This is a genomic window from Pseudomonas frederiksbergensis (assembly GCF_001952935.1).
Lineage (GTDB): Bacteria > Pseudomonadota > Gammaproteobacteria > Pseudomonadales > Pseudomonadaceae > Aquipseudomonas > Aquipseudomonas frederiksbergensis.
The window spans coordinates 2,872,175-2,894,470 of the sequence record NZ_CP018319.1 but is presented as its reverse complement, the minus strand read 5'-3'; the positions used below and the strand labels follow the sequence as shown (position 1 = coordinate 2,894,470).

The window sequence follows — 22,296 nt, the reverse complement described above, 5'->3', positions numbered from 1 at the left end:
GTGGCGAATTCTTTCTTGAGTTAAGGATTTTCCATGAGCAATCAACAACCGCCTCGCCGCTTCACCCCCATGTCCCAATTCGCCACCGACTACCCCGTCCTGCTCATCGACAGCGACGCCCCCCTCCAAGAACTCCACAACTGCGTCAGCGAACGCCTCAGCGCCGTCCTCAAATACCTGCACCTCATGGCCTGCACCAGCCTGCCGGACTATGCCGAGAACGACATCAACACCGTCACCAACATCGCCCGGATCATGGTCCAGGATGTAAGCGATGTGTTTCGGGTGATTGAGCAGCGCGGGTTTGATAAACCAACAAATAGCTAAGCTCTTTGAGAAAAAGGGGACGATTAAATAAATCTGCCCCTTCCCCTCACGTCCCCCGCAATAAACCTGTCTTCCTATAGCAAAAAGATATTAAAAACTGTCACTTATTACAGGTGACCGCGCACCCTCACAGAACTAGCCTTATCTACGAAACACAAAAAAACAAGAACAGGACACATAAACAAAAACCCCATGTTCTTTTTTAATTTTTTTATCTTCAACATCATAAGGATATAAAGTATGGGCGCTTTAGTAGGAACTTTTTATGGTGCGTTTGCCGAGTATCACGTCTATTTGACGGTCCATAGCAGTGATGACTATGCAGGTCCTGTTAATGCGACCGTCAATGTTAATGGAAAAACCGGAACAATCAACGGGACGCAGAGCATCTGGGCAAACTACACAACTATTACGCTCAGCGGGATGGTGGGTGGAAACACAGAAAACTGGACACTTACAACTTCCGACTTTAACACTCTGAATGGGACCCGAAGTTTCATTGAAGCCACCGGCATTTCGTACTCTCAACAAGTAGGGCTTGGTCGGATTGGGTGAGCGCAAAACATATAAAACAGGGAATATCAGCCATAAACACTCAGGATAAAGATGTCACCTATTACGGACTTTTTCCAGATTGAGTAGAAACATGTCCGCTATAGGTTACATGCCATCCGCCTTATGTCGGCGCATTTCAAGCAAAACGTCCCACCCACAAAAAACCCGCCTCACGGCGGGTTTTTAATGCAACTCAAACGCTTACGGCTTAGTTAACCTTAGCGTTCAACTCACCCTTCAAATAACGCTGATACATTCCTTCCAACGAGATCGGCTTGATCTTCGAAGCATTACCGGCAGTACCAAACGCTTCATAACGTGCGATACACACATCACGCATGGCAGTCACAGTCGCGCCGAAGAATTTACGCGGATCAAACTCGCTCGGATTGGTGGCCATCAGGCGACGCATCGCACCGGTGGATGCCAGGCGCAGGTCGGTGTCGATGTTGACCTTGCGTACGCCGTGCTTGATGCCTTCGACGATTTCTTCAACCGGTACGCCGTAGGTTTCTTTGATGTCGCCGCCGTACTGGTTGATGATCGCCAGCCACTCTTGCGGTACCGAAGACGAACCGTGCATCACCAGGTGGGTGTTCGGGATGCGCTTGTGGATCTCTTTGATGCGGTCGATGGCCAGCACGTCGCCGGTAGGCGGCTTGGTGAACTTGTACGCGCCGTGGCTGGTGCCGATGGCGATGGCCAAGGCGTCGACCTGGGTGCGTTTGACGAAGTCAGCGGCTTCTTCCGGGTCGGTCAGCATTTGGCTGTGATCCAGAACGCCTTCGGCGCCGATGCCGTCTTCTTCACCGGCCATGCCGGTTTCCAGCGAACCCAGGCAGCCCAGCTCGCCTTCGACCGAAACGCCGCAGGCGTGAGCCATGGCGACGGTTTGTTGGGTAACACGGACGTTGTAGTCGTAGTCGGTCGGGGTCTTGCCGTCTTCGCCCAGGGAACCGTCCATCATCACCGAGCTGAAGCCCAGTTGGATGGAGCGCTGGCAGACGTCAGGGCTGGTGCCGTGGTCCTGGTGCATGCACACCGGGATGTGCGGGAATTCTTCGATTGCCGCGAGGATCAGGTGACGCAGGAACGGTGCGCCGGCGTATTTGCGAGCACCGGCCGAAGCCTGGACGATCACCGGGGAGTCAGTCTTGTCAGCGGCTTCCATGATGGCGCGCATCTGCTCAAGGTTGTTGACGTTGAAGGCTGGAACGCCGTAGCCGAACTCGGCTGCGTGGTCCAGCATCTGGCGCATGCTGATAAGTGCCATTGTGTGTGTATCTCCCGGTTGAGGGTCGTTAATCGTGCCAGCCTGCCGTAGCGGCGGCGGCTATTCAAGTTATTGCAGATCGGGGGTCAGCCCTGCCTGCCAATTCGGTGTTGCCTCAATCTTGCGGCGTTACTGCGCTTTACAACCGCGGCCGATCAAATCATTGGTGGCGACCCAGTACACCAGGCCTTCCTCACCTTTTAAGTGAAACGCCAGCATGTCGTTGCTGTACAGCGAACCGTCGGCGCCCGGCTCATGCTTCAAGCGGTAGACCTGATCGGCACCGCCCAGGCGAACGTCGACTTCCTTGCGGCTTTCGTCGGTGTAGCGCCAGAGCACTTTGGCCTGACTGTCGCAGGTCCAGGTGGTCCAGCTGTCCGTCGATTCGGCAGGCTTGAACAGATTGAAATTCGAGCAACCTGCCAGCAGCGCCAGCGCCATGACGGCGATAAAACCTTTCATCCATGTTCCTCGACTGACGGCGCACGCCGCCAGCCCTGAGTAAAGTGTCAGACCCGTCAAGGGCAGCCATGTTCCTTGGCCGGGGTCTGTGTCTCATATTTGTCCAGGCCATCAGGCCCGGAACGCTTGTTGATCACCGGATTGGTTTCGGCCTGCCAGTCGGCCTGGTAGCAGCCTTTGTCCTGTTCAGGCGTCTCGGGCACCTTCGGGGCTTTCGGGTTACTCCCGCAAGCCGCCAGCGACCCGGCGATGATCAACAGCGCTAATGTTTTGACCATCTGAACACTCCTTTGCCTGGTCAAATGGGCGGCCTCAGGCCTTGGCCCGGCTTTCCAGGACTTCAACGGCCGGCAGCACCTTGCCTTCGACGAATTCAAGGAACGCACCGCCACCGGTAGAAATGTAGGAGATCTGATCGGCAACGCCATATTTATCGATAGCGGCCAGGGTGTCGCCGCCGCCAGCGATGGAGAATGCCGAGCTTTCTGCGATGGCCTGGGCCAGGACTTTGGTGCCGTTACCGAACTGGTCGAATTCGAACACGCCCACCGGGCCGTTCCACAGAATGGTCTTGGACGACTTCAGGAGCTCGGCGAAATTCGCCGCGGTCTGCGGGCCGATGTCCAGAATCATGTCGTCTGCGGCCACGTCGGCAATCAGCTTGACGGTCGCGGTGGCGGTTTCAGCGAATTCCTTGGCAACCACGACGTCGACCGGCAGCGGCACGCTGACCTTGGCGGCGATGGCGCGAGCGGTGTCCAGCAGGTCCGGCTCGTACAGGGATTTGCCGACCGGGTGACCGGCAGCGGCCAGGAAGGTGTTGGCAATGCCGCCGCCGACGATCAGCTGGTTGCAGATCTGGCTCAGGCTGTTCAGCACGTCGAGTTTGGTCGAGACCTTGGAGCCGGCAACAATCGCCGCCATTGGCTGCGCCGGGGCGCCGAGGGCTTTGCCCAGTGCGTCCAGTTCGGCAGCCAGCAATGGGCCAGCAGCGGCGACTTTGGCGAACTTGGCCACGCCATGGGTCGAACCCTCGGCGCGGTGAGCGGTGCCGAAGGCATCCATCACGAACACGTCGCACAGGGCGGCGTATTGCTGGGCCAGTTCGTCAGCGTTCTTTTTCTCGCCTTTGTTGAAGCGCACGTTTTCGAACAGCACGATGTCGCCGGCCTTCACGTCAACGCCGTTCAGGTAATCGGCCACCAGTGGCACTTCACGCCCCAGAGCCTTGCTCAGGTAGTCAGCGACTGGCTTGAGGCTGTTCTCGGCCGAGAACTCGCCTTCGGTCGGACGGCCAAGGTGCGAGCAGACCATCACGGCCGCGCCTTTTTCCAGGGCCAGCTTGATGGTCGGCAGCGAAGCCAGGATTCGCGCATCGCTGGTGACTACACCGTCCTTGACTGGGACGTTGAGGTCTTCGCGGATCAGTACGCGCTTACCTTGCAGATCGAGGTCGGTCATCTTCAACACGGTCATGGGTCGCATTTCCTACTGTTTTGGAGAGGCAGATATATGCAGATAGTGTTCCGCAACATCCAGCATTCGGTTGGCAAAACCCCATTCGTTGTCGAACCAGGCCAGGATGTTCACCAGCCGTGGGCCGGAAACTCGAGTCTGACTGGCATCGACGATGGCCGAATGTGGGTCATGGTTGAAATCACAACTGGCGTGAGGCAACTCGGTATAGGCCAGAAGGCCTTTGAGCGGGCCATGGGTGGCGGCCTCGCGCAGAATCCGGTTGACCTCGGTGGCGTCGGTGTCGCTTACGGTCTGCATCGTAATGTCGAGGCAAGACACGTTAACCGTCGGCACCCGCACGGCTTTGGCCTGAATTCTGCCGGCAAGTTCCGGCAACAGGCGCTCGATGCCACGCGCCAGACCAGTGGACACCGGAATCACTGACTGAAACGCCGAACGGGTGCGGCGCAAGTCTTCGTGGTGATAGGCATCGATCACCGGCTGATCGTTCATCGCCGAGTGAATGGTGGTGATCGACACGTATTCCAGACCAATGGCCTGATCCAGCAGGCGCAACAGCGGCACACCGCAGTTGGTGGTGCAGGACGCGTTGGACACCAGCAACTCGTCGCCGGTCAGGCAATCCTGGTTCACGCCGTAGACGATGGTGGCGTCGACATCCGCTTCGCTGGCCATCGGCTGGGAAAACAGCACCCGCGGCGCACCGGCGTCGAGGAAACGCTGGCCATCTTCGCGAGTGTGGTAAGCGCCGGAGCATTCCAGCACCAGATCGACGCCCAGCGACGCCCAATCGATGCCTTCAGGGGTGGCACTGCGCAGGACCTTCACGCAGTCGCCATTAATATGCAGACAATCGCCCTCGACCCTCACTTCCCCGGGAAACCGCCCGTGAGTGGAGTCGAAACGTGTCAGGTATTCGATGCTGGCCATGTCCGCCAGATCGTTGATCGCAACAATTTCAAACCCGGCCTTATCGCCTCGCTCAAACAACGCACGCAAGACGCAACGACCAATCCGGCCGTAGCCGTTGAGTGCAACTTTGTAAGGACGCGGTTGAGGCATGGGGTTCTCGATTACCGTGGTGAATCCGTTATTGCAGTGTTGGTCGGACCGACGCCTTCGCGAGCAAGCCCGCTCCCACAGGAAAATGCATTCCAATGTGGGAGCGGGCTTGCTCGCGAAAGCGGCAGTCCAGGCGACGCACTTTCTGGATCAGTCTTCCAGCAGCTCTTCAGCCTGACCCAGGATGTTTTCCAGGGTGAAGCCGAACTCTTCGAACAAGGCTGGCGCAGGCGCCGACTCGCCGTAGGTAGTCATGCCGATCACGCGACCTTCCAGGCCCACGTACTTGTACCAGTAGTCCGCGTGGGCGGCTTCGATGGCGATACGGGCGCTGACTTGCAACGGCAGGACTGCTTGCTTGTAACCGGCGTCCTGAGCATCGAACACGCTGGTGCAAGGCATCGAAACAACCCGCACTTTGCGACCTTGTTCAGTCAGCTTGTCGTAGGCCTGAACGGCCAGACCGACTTCCGAACCGGTGGAGATCAGGATCAGCTCAGGCTCGCCCTCGCAATCCTTCAACACGTAACCGCCACGGGCGATGTCAGCGATCTGGAATGCATTGCGGGTTTGGTGCTGCAGGTTCTGACGCGAGAAGATCAGCGCCGAAGGGCCGTCCTTGCGTTCCAGAGCCATTTTCCAGCACACCGCCGATTCAACGGCATCGGCTGGACGCCAGGTGTCGAGGTTCGGTGTGCTGCGCAAGCTGGTCAGTTGCTCGATCGGCTGGTGAGTCGGGCCGTCTTCGCCCAGACCGATGGAGTCGTGGGTGTAGACGAACACGACACGCTGCTTCATCAGCGAGGCCATGCGCACGGCGTTGCGGGCGTATTCCATGAACATCAGGAAGGTCGCGCCGTAAGGCACCAGACCGCCGTGCAGGGTCACGCCGTTCATGATCGCGCTCATGCCGAACTCGCGAACGCCGTAGTACATGTAGTTGCCGCTGGCGTCTTCAGCCGTAACACCTTTGCAACCTTTCCACAGGGTCAGGTTGGAACCGGCCAGGTCAGCGGAGCCGCCCAGCAGTTCAGGCAACAGCGGGCCGTAGGCATTCAATGCGTTCTGGCTGGCTTTACGGCTGGCGATGGTTTCGCCCTTGGCGGCGACTTCAGCAATATAAGCATCGGCTTTTTCAGCGAAGTCTTCCGGCAGTTCGCCGCTCAGGCGACGAATCAGCTCATTGGCCAGTTCAGGGAAGGCAGCGGAGTAGGCAGCGAAACGCTGATCCCATTCGGCTTCGGCCGCGCGACCGGTTTCCTTGGCGTCCCACTCGGCGTAGATGTCGGCCGGGATTTCGAACGGACCGTGATTCCATTTCAGCGCAGCACGGGTCAGAGCGATTTCCGCGTCACCCAACGGGGCGCCGTGGCAGTCTTCCTTGCCTTGCTTGTTCGGCGAACCGAAACCGATGGTGGTCTTGCAGCAGATCAGGGTTGGCTGATCGCTTTTGCGCGCCGTTTCGATCGCGATCTTGATCTCTTCAGGGTCGTGACCGTCGACATTGCGGATCACCAGCCAGTTATAGGCTTCGAAACGCTTGGGCGTGTCGTCGGTGAACCAGCCTTCGACTTCGCCGTCGATGGAGATACCGTTGTCGTCGTAGAAAGCGATCAGCTTGTTCAGGCCCAAAGTACCGGCCAGGGAGCCGACTTCGTGGGAAATGCCTTCCATCATGCAGCCATCACCCAGGAACACGTAGGTGTGGTGATCGACAATGTTGTGGCCCGGACGGTTGAACTGCGCCGCCAGGACTTTTTCTGCCAGGGCAAAACCAACGGCGTTGGCCAGGCCTTGGCCCAGAGGACCGGTGGTGGTTTCAACGCCTGGGGTGTAGCCGAATTCCGGGTGACCCGGGGTACGGCTGTGCAACTGGCGGAAGTTCTTCAGGTCTTCGATCGACAGATCGTAGCCGGTCAGGTGCAGCAGCGAGTAGATCAACATCGAGCCGTGACCGTTGGACAGCACGAAGCGGTCACGGTCGGCGAACGATGGATTGCTCGGATTGTGCTTCAGGTAGTCACGCCAAAGTACTTCGGCGATATCCGCCATACCCATAGGGGCACCGGGATGGCCGCTGTTGGCTTTTTGCACGGCATCCATGCTGAGGGCACGAATGGCGTTGGCACGCTCACGACGGCTGGGCATCGCTGTTCTCCTGCGGATATTGAATCGAGAGTGAATAAAACGAAACGGAAAAAAGGCGAGCATTTTCCCTCACCCACCCGCCTCGGGGCAATGACAGATAGTCATCTGAAGGCGTTTTTCCGGTGGATAAAGTCGCATTCGCCTGGTGAAACCTTTCCGCTGACGATTTGTAGAGTGACCCTTTCCCTGAGAAGTGCCATCTATCGAGCAATATCAAAACTTTTTGATATTGCTCTTGCGGTGTTTTCTGACCATCACTAGACTGCTGGCCTTATGAATTTACCTGCACCTTCCATTCGACATGACGATTGCGATGAGCTGGCGGCCCTGTGCAAGGCCGGCGGCGATCCTCTGCGGCTGAATGTTTTGCGGGCGCTGGCCAACGATTCGTTTGGCGTACTGGAGCTGGCGCAGATCTTCGGCATCGGCCAGTCCGGCATGAGTCACCACCTCAAGGTATTGGCCCAGGCCGACCTCGTGGCGACGCGCCGTGAAGGCAACGCGATTTTCTACCGTCGCGCCCTGCCCCACACCGACCTGTTGGGCGGCAAGCTGCATGCCGCGCTACTGGAAGAAGTGGACAACCTGACCCTGCCTGCCGAAGTGCAGTCGCGGATCGGTCAGGTCCATGGGCAACGCGCGGCGGTCAGCCAGGACTTTTTCTCACGGGTCGCGGAGAAGTTTCGTGCCCAGCAAGACTTGATCGCCGGCCTGCCGCAATACCGCGAAAGCGTGCTGGCATTGCTCGACAAGCTGAGTTTCAACGAAGGCGCCACGGCCATCGAAGTCGGCCCCGGTGACGGTGCGTTTCTGCCGGAACTGGCGCGCCGCTTCACCCAGGTCACGGCGCTGGACAACAGCCCGGCGATGCTCGAACTGGCGCGCCAGGTTTGCGAACGTGAAACGCTGGCTAACGTCAGCCTGCAACTGGCCGATGCATTGAATGGTGTAAGCCTTCAGGCCGATTGCGTTGTACTGAACATGGTGCTGCACCATTTCGCCGCGCCGGCCGAAGCACTCAAGCACATGGCCAACTTGCTGCAACCGGGCGGCAGTCTGCTCGTGACAGAGTTATGTAGCCACAACCAGAGTTGGGCCAGGGAGGCCTGCGGTGATCTATGGTTGGGGTTTGAACAGGACGATTTGGCCCGTTGGGCCACCGCTGCGGGACTCGCTCCCGGGGAAAGCCTCTATATCGGCTTACGTAATGGTTTCCAGATCCAGGTCCGCCATTTTCAGCGACCGGCTGGCGACACTCACCATCGGTAAATTCAGGAAAAAATCGAGATGAGCGAATACTCCCTCTTCACCTCCGAGTCCGTGTCCGAAGGGCACCCGGACAAAATCGCCGACCAGATTTCCGATGCTGTGCTGGACGCCATCATTGCTGAAGACAAGTTCGCCCGTGTAGCGGTCGAGACTCTGGTAAAAACCGGCGTGGCAATCATCGCAGGTGAAGTCACCACGTCGGCCTGGGTCGACCTGGAAGAAATCGTGCGCAACGTGATTCTGGACATCGGCTACAACAGCTCCGATGTCGGTTTCGACGGCGCCACTTGCGGCGTGATGAACATCATTGGCAAGCAGTCCCCTGACATCAACCAGGGTGTCGACCGTGCCAAGCCTGAAGATCAGGGCGCCGGCGACCAGGGCCTGATGTTCGGCTACGCCAGCAACGAAACCGACGTGCTGATGCCAGCACCGATCACCTTCTCGCACCAACTGGTTCAGCGTCAGGCCGAAGCCCGTAAATCCGGCCTGCTGCCTTGGCTGCGTCCGGACGCCAAGTCGCAAGTGACTTGCCGTTACGAAGGCGGCAAGGTTGTCGGTATCGACGCCGTTGTATTGTCGACCCAGCACAACCCTGACGTATCGTACAAAGACCTGCGCGAAGGCGTGATGGAGCTGATCGTCAAGCACGTACTGCCTGCCGAGCTGCTGTCCAAGGACACCCAATTCCACATTAACCCGACAGGCCAGTTCATCATCGGTGGCCCGGTAGGCGACTGCGGCCTGACCGGTCGCAAGATCATCGTCGACAGCTACGGCGGCATGGCCCGTCACGGCGGCGGCGCGTTCTCCGGTAAAGATCCATCGAAGGTTGACCGTTCGGCCGCCTACGCCGGTCGTTACGTGGCTAAAAACATCGTGGCGGCCGGCCTGGCCGAGCGTTGTGAGATTCAGGTTTCCTATGCCATCGGTGTTGCTCAGCCTACGTCGATCTCGCTGAACACCTTCGGCACCGGCAAAATCAGCGACGAAAAAATCGTCAAGCTGGTTCGCGAAGTGTTCGACCTGCGTCCATACGCAATCACCACCATGCTCGACCTGCTGCACCCGATGTACCAGGAAACCGCTGCGTACGGCCACTTCGGTCGCACGCCGACTACCAAGACTGTGGGCGATGACACTTTCACCACCTTCACCTGGGAAAAGACCGACCGCGCCGAATCCTTGCGCGCTGCTGCCGGCCTGTAAGGCTTCCCCGGCGGTACCAAAAGCCCTGCACGGTTCGCCGTGTGGGGCTTTTTATTGTCTTTCGCTTGAGACCGGGGCGCGGCCTTCGCGAGCAAGTCGGATCGCGAAGACGCCAGACCAGCCACCATCGGAAACACCAGGCAAAACACCCACCCATCTCGCCTGCAAATACTGACTAGCCTTGAAGCATCTCCCTGAGCAAGGACGCTCACGATGCTTCTGCGCCTGTTTTTCTGTTTTTTCCTGACATTTCCTTGCCTGAGCGCAAACGCTATCGAGTGCCCCGACTGGCCACCCGCACGCGCCCTGGACGAAATCACGTCACTGCAGAAACAAATCGACCTCTGGGACGACAGCTATCACCGGCGCGGCCGTTCATTGGTCGCCGACGAACTCTACGATCAGTCCCGTGCTCGGCTGACCGAATGGCGCACCTGTTTCGACCTGGGCCAACCCGCAGAACCGCTACGCACCGCGGGCGGCACGATGCCTCATCCCATCGCCCACACTGGCCTGGAAAAACTCCACGATGGTCGCGCCGTCGAAGCCTGGCTAAAAGGACGGAGCGATGTCTGGATTCAGCCCAAGATCGACGGCGTGGCGGTGACGCTGATCTACCGCAAAGGCCTGCTGACTCAAGCCATCAGCCGCGGTGACGGCGTAAATGGCCAGGACTGGACAGCTTCGGCGCGCCAGATCGCCGCCATCCCCCAACAACTGCCGCAGCCACTGGACCTGCTGCTGCAAGGCGAACTCTATTGGCGCCTGACCGATCACGTACAGGCCCGCGCCGGCAGCCTCAATACACGCGCCACAGTGGCTGGCTTGATGGCCCGCAAAAATTTGAGCATGGAGCAAGCCGCGGGGATCGGCCTGTTTGTCTGGGACTGGCCCCAAGGCCCGGCCAGTTTGCCCGCGCGCATCGCAGTCCTGGATGAGCTGGGCTTTCCGAGCACCGCCCCTTACAGTCACTCGATCAAGGAATTTGCCGACGCTGAACGCTGGCGCGATCACTGGTATCGCTCGCCCCTGCCCTTCACCAGTGATGGCATCGTCCTGCGCCAGGATCAACGCCAAGCCGCCGAGCGCTGGCAGGCTAAACCGCCTTATTGGAGCGTCGCCTGGAAATACCCTTTTGCCCAAGCCTTGGCCGAGGTGCGCAAGGTCCACTTCAAGATAGGGCGAACCGGACGAATCACCCCGGTACTGGAGCTGACACCGGTCATGCTCGACGACCGGCAGATCAAGCGAGTCAGTGTGAGCTCACTGCAACGCTGGGAAACGCTGGATATCCGGCCCGCAGACCAGGTCGCCATCAGCCTGGCGGGCCTGACCATTCCAAGGTTAGACAGTGTCATGCTGCGCAGCACCGAACGCGCTGAATTGAGCGTACCGCTGGCGGAGGACTTTCATCATTTGAGTTGCTGGCAGCCGACACCAGGGTGCGAAAGCCAATTCCTCGCCCGACTGGCCTGGCTCAGCGGCAAGCAGGGCCTGGCGTTGTCGCATGTCGGCCCTGGCACCTGGGAGAAACTTTTCGAAACAGGCCGTCTGAATGGCCTGCTGGATTGGTTGACCCTCGATGCTCAAGAGCTTGCTAACATTGACGGCTTCGGCGAACGCAGCAGCGCTCGCCTATTGAACAGTTTCAACAGCGCCCGACAACGCCCTTTCGTTCGCTGGCTCAAAGCCCTGGGTTTGCCGCCGACCGGCCAGGCACAGCTTGCCGATTCATGGCAGGAACTGGCACACAGAGATATCGAACAATGGCAGGCCGAACCCGGCATCGGCCCGGGACGCGCGGCGCAATTGAGTGCATTTTTCCGCGACCCGCAGGTCCTGGCCTTGAGAGAAACATTACGTGTTGCGGGGATTGACGGTTTCTAGCCGCCGGCGATGCCCGGCCCCGGGGAACCCAATGGTACCGACGGGCTCAAACACCCCATCGCCATATCGACCCGATCGCTTTTTTACACGGAGCTTTTATGAAATTTCTTTCACCGCTCGCCCTGTTGACCCTTTGCAGCGTGCTGGCCGCTCCACTGATGGCCGCCGAAGAAGCTCCAGGCCTGACCGGCTGCGCCGCAAAGAAGCAGGGCATCATCAATCAGATCGAACTGGCCAAGTCTCACGGTAACGCCGACCAGCAGGCAGGCCTTGAAACGGCCCTGAGCGAAGTCACTGCTCATTGCACCGATGCTTCCCTGAAGAAAGAACGGGAGAACAAGGTGCTCGACGCCAAGCACGAAGTCAGCCAGCGTCAGGCTGACCTGGACAAGGCCATGAAGAAAGGTGACGCCGAGAAGATCAACAAACGCAAAGACAAACTCGCCGAGTCCCGCAAGGAATTGCAGGAAGCACTCGATGAGCTGGATAAGTAAGGATCAGTTCAGCACTGATCGTTCCCACGCTCTGCGTGGGAATGCAGCCCGTGACGCTCCGCGTCACTGGACGCGGAGCGTCCCTAGAGGCGTTCCCACGCAGAGCGTGGGAACGATCGATGAGCTCAGGAATCAATGATCCCGAAACTCTTTATGGCAAGCACTGCAGGCATCTTCGACCTTCTGCACCGCTGGCCCAAGATTACTGGCCTTGTAGGGCTGAACCTTGCTGACAACCACCAATTCACCGGTGGCGGCTTCAAGGGTGCGGGCCATGTCCTGGAACTGTTCCTGTTTCTGCCAGACATCGCTCTTGGCGCTGGTGTGATCTTCTTCGCGCAGCTGCGGAAAATGTTTCCAGGGCTCACGGGACAATGCATCGAGCTTCACGGCACCGTCAGCGAATTTCGGACCGTCAAACGGGATGCGACCACGCAACATGCCGCCCAGGTCTTCGCCGGTCTTGAGCATCTGCTTGAAGATTGCCTTACGCTGACCCAGCGGCGAGTTGGGGTCGACCCCACCACAGGCGGACAACGTCAGGCAGGCCAGCAATACAACAGAAAGTCTTTTAAGAGTCATGGTGGTTTCAGGTCACGGGAACGGCGGCCAGTATCCTCGCGTCATCGGCAAAGACCAATAGCCCTATTATCAATACGGGTTGTTTGAGCGCATGGAGCACTCAGGCAACCGACAAAGGAATTACTCCATGAACAGCCGTTTCAAGGCATGGCGTCACAACCTCGCCTGGACCCTTCCGATGGTGGCCGTGCTTGCGGGCTGCACCGGTGGCGACAACAACACACCGAAAACCCACGCCCTGGCGACTTACTCCAGCGCCACGTGGGAAGCACTTCCGACGGTGTCCGACATCGACCTGGTTGCCGGCTTCGGTTCGTGGCGCAGCGCCTGCACCCGACTCAAGGCCGACCCGGTGTGGGGCTCAACGTGTGCGGCTGCCGCCAACGTACCGCAAACCGCCAATGACATTCGTGGCTTCCTCAAGCAGAACCTCGACGTCTACGGCCTGCGCGCCGCCAATGACAATCCCAACGGCTTAATCACCGGTTATTACGAACCGGTCTACCCCGGCAGCCTGACCCAGACCGAAGTGGCCAACATCCCGGTGTATGGCGTGCCCGAGGACATGATCATCGTCTCTCTGGACAGCATTTATCCGGAACTCAAAGGCAAGCGCCTGCGCGGACGACTCGAAGGTCGCGTGCTCAAGCCTTACGACGATGCGGCCACGATTGAAACCAAAGGGGTCAAGGCACCGGTCGTTGCCTGGCTGACCGATCCGATGAACCTGCAATTCCTGCAAATCCAGGGTTCGGGTCGTATCCAGCTCGATGATGGCCGCCAGTTGCGCATTGCGTATGCCGACCAGAACGGTCACCCGTATCGACCGATAGGCCGCTGGTTGGTAGACCAGGGCGAGCTGAAAAAAGAAGAAGTGACCATGGGCGCCATCAGCAATTGGGCCAAGGCCAATCCGACACGTATTCCGCAACTGCTTGGCAGCAACCCCAGCTACGTATTCTTCACCCGCAATCCGGACAGCAACGAAGGACCTCGCGGCTCGTTGAACGTACCGCTGACCGCCGGCTACAGCGCGGCGGTGGATCGCAAAGTGATTCCCCTGGGCAGTCTGTTGTGGTTATCGACGACTAAACCGGACGGTACCGCACTGGTTCGCCCGGTTGCCGCTCAGGACACCGGCGGCGCAATTGCCGGCGAGGTCCGTGCAGACCTGTTCTGGGGCACGGGCGAGGCGGCCGGGCAATTGGCCGGCGACATGAAACAGCAGGGGCAGATCTGGATGCTCTGGCCTAAAGGCGCAGCGTTGCCGCAAGTGCCACAGGTGGCTGATGCGGCTAAAGCCAAACCCTGAGATCCGCTGCGACTGATAGATAGCAATCGCGAGCAGGCTCGCTCCCACATTTGGATCTCCAGTGAACACAACATACGTGTACGACCGAGATTCAATGTGGGAGCGAGCCTGCTCGCGATGAGGCCCTCACAAACACCCACGAATTTTCAGACAGAAACCACAAAGAAACTGACGATCAACCCAATCCCCACCAACCACACCAGCGACCGCAACATCGCCCAGTCCGCCAGGTAGCAAATGATGTACAGCAGCCGACTGGTGATGAACAACACCGCCAACACATTGATCGTCACCAGTTCGGCATTGCCGGCCAGGTGCGCAACGATGACTGCCGCCGCGAACGCGGGAATCACTTCCAGACTGTTCAGGTGCGCCGCATATGCGCGGCGGCCAAAACCATTCAGTGACTCGAGAAAGTCACGGGGGTCATGGTTGTCTTTGGGCCTGAATCCGCCACTGGCCCTGGCGATGCCCGTGCAGATATAGGGCAGGATAATCGCGATCAAAATGCACCACAGAGCAACCGTCATAACGCAATCCCTTCTTCAAGTTTCAAGAGTCGAGCTCCAGTCAAAACTTCATCACCAGCATGCCGATCAATACCAGCCCACAGGCTAAGAGCCGTGGCCTGCCAAAAGGTTCTTTGAGGTAGCGCATGCCAAACAACACCACCAGGATCACGCTGATCTCGCGCAACGCCGCCGCCTCGGCAATCGAGCCCAACTGCATGGCCCACAGCACCAGAGCGTAGCTGAACAACACGCAAAACCCGACCGCCAGACCCAGTCGCCACTGTTCACGCCAGAACAACATGAAGGCCGGCCGCTTACGCACTAGCGCCAACAATGGGAATGGCCAGGCGCTGAGCAACGTGACCCACACCAGGTAATCCAGCGGATGCGACCAACGCCGCAACGCCTGGCCATCGATGTAGGTGTAGCAGCCGATGCACAGGCCGATCAACGCCACCACCGGCAGCATCGACCATGGCAATCGCACTCCGCCGCCGCCCTGCCAGAGCAGGCAAAGCATGCCGAACGGGATCAGCAGAATCCCGAAGATCTGCTGGTTCGTCAGCACTTCTCCAGCAAAAATCAGCGTCAGTGCCAGCACCACCAGCGGCGACAAGCCCCGCATCAGCGGGTAGACCAACCCCAGATCGCCCACCCGATAGGCCTGGATCAACAAATAGCGATAGAGCAATTCAAACGCCGCCGACGCCAGAATCCACGGCCAGATCTCCAAGGGTGGCAGCGCCACGAATGGCAGCATCAGCGCGACGAACAGCATTGCCACGCTGTCCATGCAGGCCACCACCAGCAGCCGTTCCGCGCTGAATTTGATCAGGGTATTCCACGCCGCGTGCAACAGCGCCGCGACCAACACCAATGCTGTTGCGAGCACGGCACACTCCTTTTTGTTGACCACCCCAGCTCTGTAGGAGCAAGGCTTGCCCGCGATAGCGGTCTCAAGAACGCCATCGCCGGCAAGCCGTGCTCCTACAGGAAGCGGGGAGATAATTGATTCGCCATATGTCAGCAGCTGTTTATACTGCAAGCGACCACGCCGCACTCAGTTGCGCACAGACTAATTCCAATAATTTCTGCCTCCGCCCGCTCTCGTCGAGAACGGGCGTCGGCATGCGTATGCCTGATCAGAGCGTCAAGACTACCGACAGAGACCTTGCGCATGCCACTCGCCTTGCTTGCCCTCGCTGTTGCCGCGTTCGGCATCGGCACCACTGAATTCGTCATCATGGGTTTGTTGCCCGATGTCGCCCGCGACCTCGCCGTGAGCATTCCTGATGCTGGATTGTTGATCACCGGCTACGCCCTCGGCGTGGTGTTCGGTGCGCCGATCCTCGCGGTCGGCACCGCCAACATGCCGCGCAAAGCCACGCTGCTGGGCATGACCCTGATGTTCATCCTCGGCAACATTCTCTGCGCCCTGGCGCCGAACTACGCAACGCTGATGGCCGCACGCGTGGTCACCGCGCTTTGCCACGGCGCGTTCTTCGGCATCGGTTCGGTGGTTGCCGCCGGCTTGGTGGCACCGAACAAGCGCGCCCAGGCGATTGCGATGATGTTCACCGGCCTGACCCTGGCCAACGTGCTGGGCGTGCCGTTGGGCACTGCGCTCGGGCAATACGCCGGCTGGCGCTCGACGTTCTGGGCGGTGTCGGTGATCGGTGTGATCGCGGCTATCGCGCAATGGGTCTGGTTGCCGAAGGACATCGCGATGGACAAGGCCAACCTCGCCAGCGAGTTCAAAGTACTGGGCAAGGTCAACGTGTTACTGGCGCTGGGCATGAGCGTGCTGGCGTCGACCAGCCTGTTCAGCGTCTTCACTTACATCGCCCCCATCCTGCAAGACATCACCGGCGTCAGCCCCCATGGCGTGACCATCATGCTGCTGTTATTCGGGGTCGGTTTGACCGCGGGCAGCATGCTCGGCGGCCGTCTGGCGGACAGTCGTTTGCTGCCGTCGCTGGTGGGCATGGCGCTGGCAGTGCTGGTCGTGCTGGCCGCGTTCACACAGACCAGCCACTCAATGATTCCAGCCGCAATCACCCTGGTGTTGTGGGGCATCTTCGCCTTTGCCCTGTGCCCGATCTTGCAACTGCTGATCATCGATCAGGCCCATGAAGCGCCGAATCTGGGCTCGACGTTGAACCAGAGCGCGTTCAACCTCGGTAACGCGGCCGGTGCGTGGATTGGCGGGTTGGTGGTTGCCAGCGGCGCCGATCTGGCGGACTTGCCCTGGACCGGCGCACTGGTCAGCGGTCTGACGGTACTGACCGCGTTGTTCTTTATTTACCTGCAGCGTCGCAGTTCGGCTGCGGTCAATGTGTCCGGTTGAATAGCTGCATCGCCCATGACATTGCTTTCGCGAGCAGGCTCGGTCCCACATGAACCGCGCCCCTCCCTGTAGGAGTGAGCCTGCTCGCGATGAAGTTGATACGGCGCACCTGTCTTTACTTCTCTTCGCGCTTGCGTGAATCCGACGCCTGATCCGTACTCTTCTTCGGCGGGCCGCTCTCGCTACGAATTTGCGCATGGCTGATCAGCGCGAAGATGAAGCTGCCGCCGATGATGTTCCCCGCCAGCGTCGGCCCGGCGAACACCAGCCAGAAATCCTTCCACGGCAACTCGCCGGCAAACACCAGATACGAAACCTCGGCGGCCCCGACCACGATGTGGGTGAAGTCCCCCAGCGCCATGAGGTAGGTGATGAGGATAATGATCCACATCTTCGCGCTCTCCATGGACGGAATCATCCAGACCATGGTGGCGATCATCCAGCCCGACACAATGCCTTTGGCGAACATCTGGCTGGCGTCGTTCTCCATGATCTTGCGTCCGATATCGAGGAAGGCCAGGTCGGTCTTGCTGTCGAAAATCGGCAGATTCAGCATTACATACGCCACCAGCAACGTGCCGCTGAGGTTACCCACCAGCACCACCGACCACAGGCGTAGCAATCGACCGAAATTGTTCAGTGTGGGCTTGGTCATGACCGGCAGCACCGCCGTCAGGGTGTTCTCGGTGAACAATTGCTGACGGGCGAGGATCACCGCGAGGAAGCCTGCGCAGTAACCGAAACTGGCAATCACCTTGAAGCCTTCGCCGTCCGGCAGACGGGAATTGAGCAGCCCCATGGCCATCAGCGACAGGCCCATGGTCAGGCCGGCGGCCAACGCCGACCACCACAAGGCAGCGACACTGCGCTCGAGCTCCAGATCGCCCTGGGTGCGGATGATTTCATGCAGAACAGCAGCGCGTGGAGGCTGGCTCTTGTCGACGTCGTGCTGTTCTTCAGGGGAGAGGTTCGGGGTCTTGCCGTCTTTTTGCGCGTCCATAAAGCTCCGGAACCCGTGGTGTGTGATGTAGGTACGACACGCGCGGTTCGGAGCTGTTCAGTGGTCCGCTAAATCATCGTTAATCGGTAGACCGCCTTCGCGAGCAAGCCCGCTCCCACACTTGGTTTGTGCAGGACACAGAATCAGGGATCAACTCGATCCAATGTGGGAGCGGGCTTGCTCGCGAAGGGCGCGCCGCCGATATCACTCGCTGATGATGTCATCCTTGAACTGGTCTTTGACGTACGTGATCTCGGTGCGGCCGTGCGGCGCGGGCAAGCCGTCTTCACCCAGATTGACGAAGACAATCTTCTCCACCGTCAGGATGCTTTTGCGGGTGATCTTGTTACGCACTTCGCATTTCAGGGTGATGGAGGTGCGACCGAACTCGGTGGCGGTAATGCCCAGCTCGATGATGTCGCCCTGGCGCGAAGCGCTGACGAAGTTGATCTCGGAAATGTACTTGGTGACCACACGCTGATTGCCCAGCTGGACGATGGCGTAGATCGCCGCTTCTTCGTCGAGCCAGCGCAACAGACTGCCGCCGAACAGCGTGCCGTTGGGGTTGAGGTCTTCGGGTTTTACCCATTTGCGGGTGTGGAAATTCATCTTCACTCCTGAGCGTCTTGCCGAATGATGGGGGACATCATGGCAGAGCCCGACCTAGAGCTCTATCAAGCATCGACTATGGCCTCGATTACCGTTCAGACATTGACCAACAGAAACGCTTTGGAAGTATCGCTCACACGGCTATAATCGCCACCGTTTCAAAACGGTAACGTTCCATTGATACCGTTTTCCCGCCACCTGTCCGAGGGGCGCTGCAGCAGGTTCGACCTGTCAGGCTCGGATGGGGCGTTGCTTGACCGTGATCGGTCAGACACTAAACGCACAACGGCGCCCATTCGCATACATTACGAATGGAGGCTCATCATGAGCGCTGTTATCACGCCTGCAGATTTTAACGATTACAAAGTTGCCGACATGTCCCTGGCTGCCTGGGGCCGTCGCGAAACCATCATCGCCGAATCCGAAATGCCAGCCCTGATGGGTCTGCGCCGCAAGTACGCCGGTGAGCAGCCGCTCAAAGGCGCGAAGATCCTCGGCTGCATCCACATGACCATTCAGACTGCCGTGCTGATCGAAACCCTGGTTGCCCTGGGTGCCGAAGTTCGCTGGTCGTCCTGCAACATTTTCTCGACTCAAGACCAGGCCGCTGCCGCTATCGCTGCTGCCGGCATCCCGGTTTTCGCCTGGAAAGGCGAGACCGAAGAAGAGTACGAGTGGTGCTTGGAGCAAACCATCCTTAAAGATGGCGCGCCTTGGGATGCCAACATGATCCTCGACGACGGCGGCGACCTGACCGAGCTGCTGCACAAGAAATACCCGGCGATCCTGGACCGCGTCCACGGCGTCACCGAAGAAACCACCACCGGCGTTCACCGCCTGCTGGACATGCTGGCCAAGGGCGAGCTGAAAATCCCGGCCATCAACGTCAACGACTCGGTGACCAAGAGCAAGAACGACAACAAGTACGGCTGCCGTCACAGCCTGAACGACGCGATCAAGCGCGGCACCGACCACCTGCTGTCCGGCAAGCAAGCGCTGGTCATCGGCTACGGTGACGTGGGCAAGGGTTCGGCCCAGTCCCTGCGTCAGGAAGGCATGATCGTTAAAGTCTCCGAAGTTGACCCGATCTGCGCCATGCAAGCCTGCATGGACGGCTACGAGCTGGTTTCGCCGTTCATCGACGGTATCAACAACGGCACCGAAGCAAGCATCGACAAAGCGCTGCTGGGCAAGATCGACCTGATCGTGACCACCACCGGTAACGTCAACGTTTGCGACGCGAACATGCTCAAAGCCCTGAAGAAGCGCGCTGTTGTCTGCAACATCGGCCACTTCGACAACGAAATCGACACTGCTTTCATGCGCAAGAACTGGGCATGGGAAGAAGTGAAGCCACAGGTTCACAAGATCCACCGTACCGGCCCTGGCGCATTCGACGCACAGAACGACGACTACCTGATCCTGCTGGCCGAAGGCCGCCTGGTTAACCTTGGCAACGCCACCGGTCACCCAAGCCGCATCATGGACGGTTCGTTCGCCAACCAGGTTCTGGCGCAGATCTTCCTGTTCGGCCAGAAGTACGCCGACCTGTCGCCAGCCCAGAAAGCCGAGCGCCTGACCGTTGAAGTACTCCCGAAGAAACTCGACGAAGAAGTGGCCCTGGAAATGGTCCGCGGTTTCGGCGGCGTCGTGACTCAACTGACCAAGACCCAGGCCGACTACATCGGCGTGACCGTTGAAGGTCCGTTCAAGCCGCACGCATACCGCTACTGATTGGTTCTGCTGCCTGCTCTCCCTGTGGGAGCGGGCTTGCTCGCGAATGCGGTTTAACATTCAACATTGATGTCGACTGACCCACCGCTTTCGCGAGCAAGCCCGCTCCCACACTGGGATGTGCAAGCCTTCCAGGCTTACGTGTTTCCAAGGATATGACCATGTCCCAAGAACGTCGCTACAGCTTCGAGTTCTTCCCTACGAAGACCGACGCTGGGCATGAAAAACTGATCGCCACTGCCCGTCACCTGGCGACCTACAGTCCCGACTTCTTCTCCTGCACCTATGGCGCTGGCGGTTCTACCCGTGATCGCACCCTCAACACCGTGTTGCAGCTTGAAAGCGAAGTCAAAGTCCCTGCCGCACCGCATTTGTCCTGCGTTGGCGACAGCAAGGACGACTTGCGCGGCCTGCTGACCCAATACAAGGCGGCCGGCATCACCCGTATCGTTGCCCTGCGCGGCGACCTGCCTTCCGGCATGGGCATGGCCAGTGGCGAAATGCGCCACGCCAATGACCTGGTTGAATTCATTCGTGAAGAAACCGGCGATCATTTCCACATCGAAGTCGCCGCCTACCCGGAAATGCATCCGCAAGCGCGCAATTTCGAAGACGATCTGAACAACTTCGTGCGCAAAGCCAACGCTGGCGCCAACAGTGCGATCACCCAGTACTTCTTCAACGCCGACAGCTACTTCTACTTCGTCGAGCGTGTACGGGCAAAGGGCGTGAACATCCCGATCGTTCCGGGGATCATGCCGATCACCAACTACAGCAAGCTGGCGCGCTTCTCCGATGCCTGCGGTGCGGAAATCCCGCGCTGGATCCGCAAGCAGCTGGAAGCCTACGGCGACGACACCCAGAGCATTCAAGGCTTTGGTGAGCAAGTCATCACCGAGATGTGCGAACGCCTGCTGCAAGGCGGCGCGCCAGGGCTGCACTTCTACACGCTGAACCAGGCCGAACCGAGCCTGGCGGTGTGGAACAATCTGAAGTTGCCGCGCTAATAGTCGTTACCAGCAAGATCAAAAGGTCGCAGCCTGCGACAGCTCCTGCATCGGGCGTGTTTAACCCGTGTAGGAGCTGCCGCAGGTTGCGACCTTTTGCTTTTAACGCCCTTTTATTGTGCAGCACGAACAGAGTCAGAGCTTCTGGATCCCGTTTCTGGCTCTTTCCGGTTTCTCGTCGTAATCTCAAGCCATGCCTTTGATCGCGCAGCTACTAACCGTGTTTCTTTTTACTTGCCTGAGCTTCGCCGCTCGGGGCGAGAAGCTGCGCATTGTCACCGAACCCTGGGCGCCGTACGTGTATGAGGAAAACGGCAAATCCCTGGGGCTGGACTACGAAACCACCGCCATCGTCTTCAAACGCCTGGGCATCGAAGTGGAATGGCAGTTCCTGCCATGGAAACGCTGCCTGTCGATGCTCGAAACGGGCCAGGCAGATGGCGCCCTGGACATCTTCCACAGCGATGAGCGCGACGCCACCCTGCTCTACCCCGGCGAGCCGCTCTCGGAAGTGGAGTTCGTGATGTTCTACGCCAATGAGCGGCCGCACCCTTTTCGCAACCTGACCGACCTGAAGGGGCTTACCATCGGCACGTCCCCAGGCTATCTGTACAGCCAGGATTTCAGCGAATCGACCCTATTCACTCGCGAACCGGCGCCGACCCATGAAGCCAACTTCGGCAAACTGGTGCGCGGGCGGATCGACCTGCTGATCACTGATCGCCGGGTGGGTCAGCACTTGCTCGACCAATTGGGCATCCGCGACAAGATTACCGAGAACCCCACCGTCATCAGCCACCAGAGCCAGTTTCTGGCAGTACGCCGCAACGCCGGCATGGACTTGTTGGTGCAGCGCTTCGGCGCCGAGCTAAAACGCTTCAAGCGCGAGCCTGCGTACGCTGAATTGAGCGCCCGTTATGGCGCCAATCCGGCGGCCGAAGTAAAAACCCCTGGCACCACCGCCGCCCGGGAAAAAACCGTTGAGCAGCAGGAAAGCGGCGCGCAGTGATTGCTCTGTTATACTCCGG

At 59.1% G+C, this 22,296-nt stretch carries 22 protein-coding genes and 1 riboswitch; of the genes, 11 read left to right on the top strand and 11 right to left on the bottom strand.

Annotated features, from left to right (window positions below; genetic code table 11):
- The first annotated feature begins 33 nt into the window (after positions 1-33).
- Both PFAS1_RS13405 and PFAS1_RS13400 read left to right on the top strand, forming a co-directional pair.
- Positions 34-327 (top strand): fructose-bisphosphate aldolase, encoded by a 294-nt coding sequence (locus tag PFAS1_RS13405; protein WP_076029469.1) that lies wholly within the window; start codon positions 34-36, stop codon positions 325-327.
- Positions 328-567: 240 nt separating this feature from the next.
- Entirely contained in the window at positions 568-882 is a 315-nt protein-coding gene (locus tag PFAS1_RS13400; protein ID WP_076029468.1) for a hypothetical protein, read from the top strand.
- 208 nt (positions 883-1,090) lie between these two features.
- On the opposite strand, the gene fba is transcribed toward PFAS1_RS13400, so the two are convergent.
- The 6 genes from fba to tkt form a co-directional block, all read right to left on the bottom strand.
- Positions 1,091-2,155, bottom strand: a complete 1,065-nt coding sequence (fba, locus tag PFAS1_RS13395; RefSeq protein WP_007975467.1) for a class II fructose-bisphosphate aldolase — start codon at positions 2,153-2,155, stop codon at positions 1,091-1,093.
- Positions 2,156-2,284: 129 nt separating this feature from the next.
- Positions 2,285-2,617: an MliC family protein gene (locus tag PFAS1_RS13390; protein WP_076029467.1), complete on the bottom strand. Its 333-nt coding sequence runs from the start codon at positions 2,615-2,617 to the stop codon at positions 2,285-2,287.
- A 56-nt stretch (positions 2,618-2,673) separates the two neighbouring features.
- Complete coding sequence (locus PFAS1_RS13385) at positions 2,674-2,895, bottom strand: hypothetical protein (protein ID WP_046045274.1); 222 nt, start codon at positions 2,893-2,895, stop codon at positions 2,674-2,676.
- 34 nt (positions 2,896-2,929) lie between these two features.
- Positions 2,930-4,093, bottom strand: a complete 1,164-nt coding sequence (locus PFAS1_RS13380) for a phosphoglycerate kinase (RefSeq protein WP_074871570.1) — start codon at positions 4,091-4,093, stop codon at positions 2,930-2,932.
- A 12-nt stretch (positions 4,094-4,105) separates the two neighbouring features.
- Positions 4,106-5,158, bottom strand: coding sequence for an erythrose-4-phosphate dehydrogenase (epd, locus tag PFAS1_RS13375; RefSeq protein WP_076029466.1), 1,053 nt, complete (start codon positions 5,156-5,158; stop codon positions 4,106-4,108).
- A 150-nt stretch (positions 5,159-5,308) separates the two neighbouring features.
- Positions 5,309-7,306, bottom strand: a complete 1,998-nt coding sequence (gene tkt / locus PFAS1_RS13370; protein ID WP_076029465.1) for a transketolase — start codon at positions 7,304-7,306, stop codon at positions 5,309-5,311.
- Between the two features lie 273 nt (positions 7,307-7,579).
- Here tkt and PFAS1_RS13365 point away from each other — a divergent pair, with 273 nt between their 5' ends.
- From PFAS1_RS13365 to PFAS1_RS13350, 4 genes are all read left to right on the top strand, one after another.
- Complete coding sequence (locus PFAS1_RS13365; protein ID WP_076029464.1) at positions 7,580-8,575, top strand: ArsR/SmtB family transcription factor; 996 nt, start codon at positions 7,580-7,582, stop codon at positions 8,573-8,575.
- Positions 8,576-8,593: 18 nt separating this feature from the next.
- Entirely contained in the window at positions 8,594-9,784 is a 1,191-nt protein-coding gene (gene metK / locus PFAS1_RS13360; protein ID WP_076029463.1) for a methionine adenosyltransferase, read from the top strand.
- A gap of 213 nt (positions 9,785-9,997) precedes the next feature.
- Positions 9,998-11,671: an NAD-dependent DNA ligase LigB gene (gene ligB, locus PFAS1_RS13355; protein WP_076029462.1), complete on the top strand. Its 1,674-nt coding sequence runs from the start codon at positions 9,998-10,000 to the stop codon at positions 11,669-11,671.
- A 98-nt stretch (positions 11,672-11,769) separates the two neighbouring features.
- Positions 11,770-12,165: a DUF1090 domain-containing protein gene (locus PFAS1_RS13350; protein WP_076029461.1), complete on the top strand. Its 396-nt coding sequence runs from the start codon at positions 11,770-11,772 to the stop codon at positions 12,163-12,165.
- A 132-nt stretch (positions 12,166-12,297) separates the two neighbouring features.
- Here PFAS1_RS13350 and PFAS1_RS13345 read toward each other — a convergent pair whose 3' ends face one another.
- On the bottom strand, positions 12,298-12,747 hold the full coding sequence (locus PFAS1_RS13345) for a c-type cytochrome (protein ID WP_074871582.1): 450 nt from the start codon (positions 12,745-12,747) through the stop codon (positions 12,298-12,300).
- A gap of 127 nt (positions 12,748-12,874) precedes the next feature.
- Between PFAS1_RS13345 and mltA the strand changes: the two genes are divergently transcribed.
- Complete coding sequence (mltA, locus tag PFAS1_RS13340; RefSeq protein ID WP_076029460.1) at positions 12,875-14,059, top strand: murein transglycosylase A; 1,185 nt, start codon at positions 12,875-12,877, stop codon at positions 14,057-14,059.
- Between the two features lie 146 nt (positions 14,060-14,205).
- Here the strand turns inward: mltA and PFAS1_RS13335 are convergent, their stop codons facing one another.
- Both PFAS1_RS13335 and PFAS1_RS13330 read right to left on the bottom strand, forming a co-directional pair.
- Entirely contained in the window at positions 14,206-14,589 is a 384-nt protein-coding gene (locus tag PFAS1_RS13335; protein ID WP_074871585.1) for an MAPEG family protein, read from the bottom strand.
- Positions 14,590-14,629: 40 nt separating this feature from the next.
- A complete protein-coding gene (locus tag PFAS1_RS13330; RefSeq protein WP_076029459.1) occupies positions 14,630-15,463 on the bottom strand; it encodes an EamA family transporter in 834 nt (277 codons plus the stop codon).
- Between the two features lie 285 nt (positions 15,464-15,748).
- Between PFAS1_RS13330 and PFAS1_RS13325 the strand changes: the two genes are divergently transcribed.
- A complete protein-coding gene (locus PFAS1_RS13325) occupies positions 15,749-16,918 on the top strand; it encodes an MFS transporter (RefSeq protein WP_076029458.1) in 1,170 nt (389 codons plus the stop codon).
- 115 nt (positions 16,919-17,033) lie between these two features.
- On the opposite strand, the gene PFAS1_RS13320 is transcribed toward PFAS1_RS13325, so the two are convergent.
- Both PFAS1_RS13320 and PFAS1_RS13315 read right to left on the bottom strand, forming a co-directional pair.
- Positions 17,034-17,918: a formate/nitrite transporter family protein gene (locus PFAS1_RS13320; RefSeq protein ID WP_076029457.1), complete on the bottom strand. Its 885-nt coding sequence runs from the start codon at positions 17,916-17,918 to the stop codon at positions 17,034-17,036.
- Between the two features lie 204 nt (positions 17,919-18,122).
- On the bottom strand, positions 18,123-18,527 hold the full coding sequence (locus PFAS1_RS13315) for an acyl-CoA thioesterase (RefSeq protein ID WP_076029456.1): 405 nt from the start codon (positions 18,525-18,527) through the stop codon (positions 18,123-18,125).
- 198 nt (positions 18,528-18,725) lie between these two features.
- A riboswitch (S-adenosyl-L-homocysteine riboswitch) is annotated at positions 18,726-18,828 on the top strand.
- 23 nt (positions 18,829-18,851) lie between these two features.
- Here PFAS1_RS13315 and ahcY point away from each other — a divergent pair.
- The 3 genes from ahcY to PFAS1_RS13300 all read left to right on the top strand — a co-directional run bounded on the left by ahcY (position 18,852) and on the right by PFAS1_RS13300 (position 22,277).
- On the top strand, positions 18,852-20,261 hold the full coding sequence (gene ahcY, locus PFAS1_RS13310) for an adenosylhomocysteinase (RefSeq protein ID WP_046045260.1): 1,410 nt from the start codon (positions 18,852-18,854) through the stop codon (positions 20,259-20,261).
- A 161-nt stretch (positions 20,262-20,422) separates the two neighbouring features.
- Positions 20,423-21,268: a methylenetetrahydrofolate reductase [NAD(P)H] gene (metF, locus tag PFAS1_RS13305; protein ID WP_074871592.1), complete on the top strand. Its 846-nt coding sequence runs from the start codon at positions 20,423-20,425 to the stop codon at positions 21,266-21,268.
- Between the two features lie 193 nt (positions 21,269-21,461).
- Positions 21,462-22,277, top strand: a complete 816-nt coding sequence (locus PFAS1_RS13300; RefSeq protein ID WP_074871594.1) for a substrate-binding periplasmic protein — start codon at positions 21,462-21,464, stop codon at positions 22,275-22,277.
- The last annotated feature ends 19 nt before the right edge of the window (positions 22,278-22,296 follow it).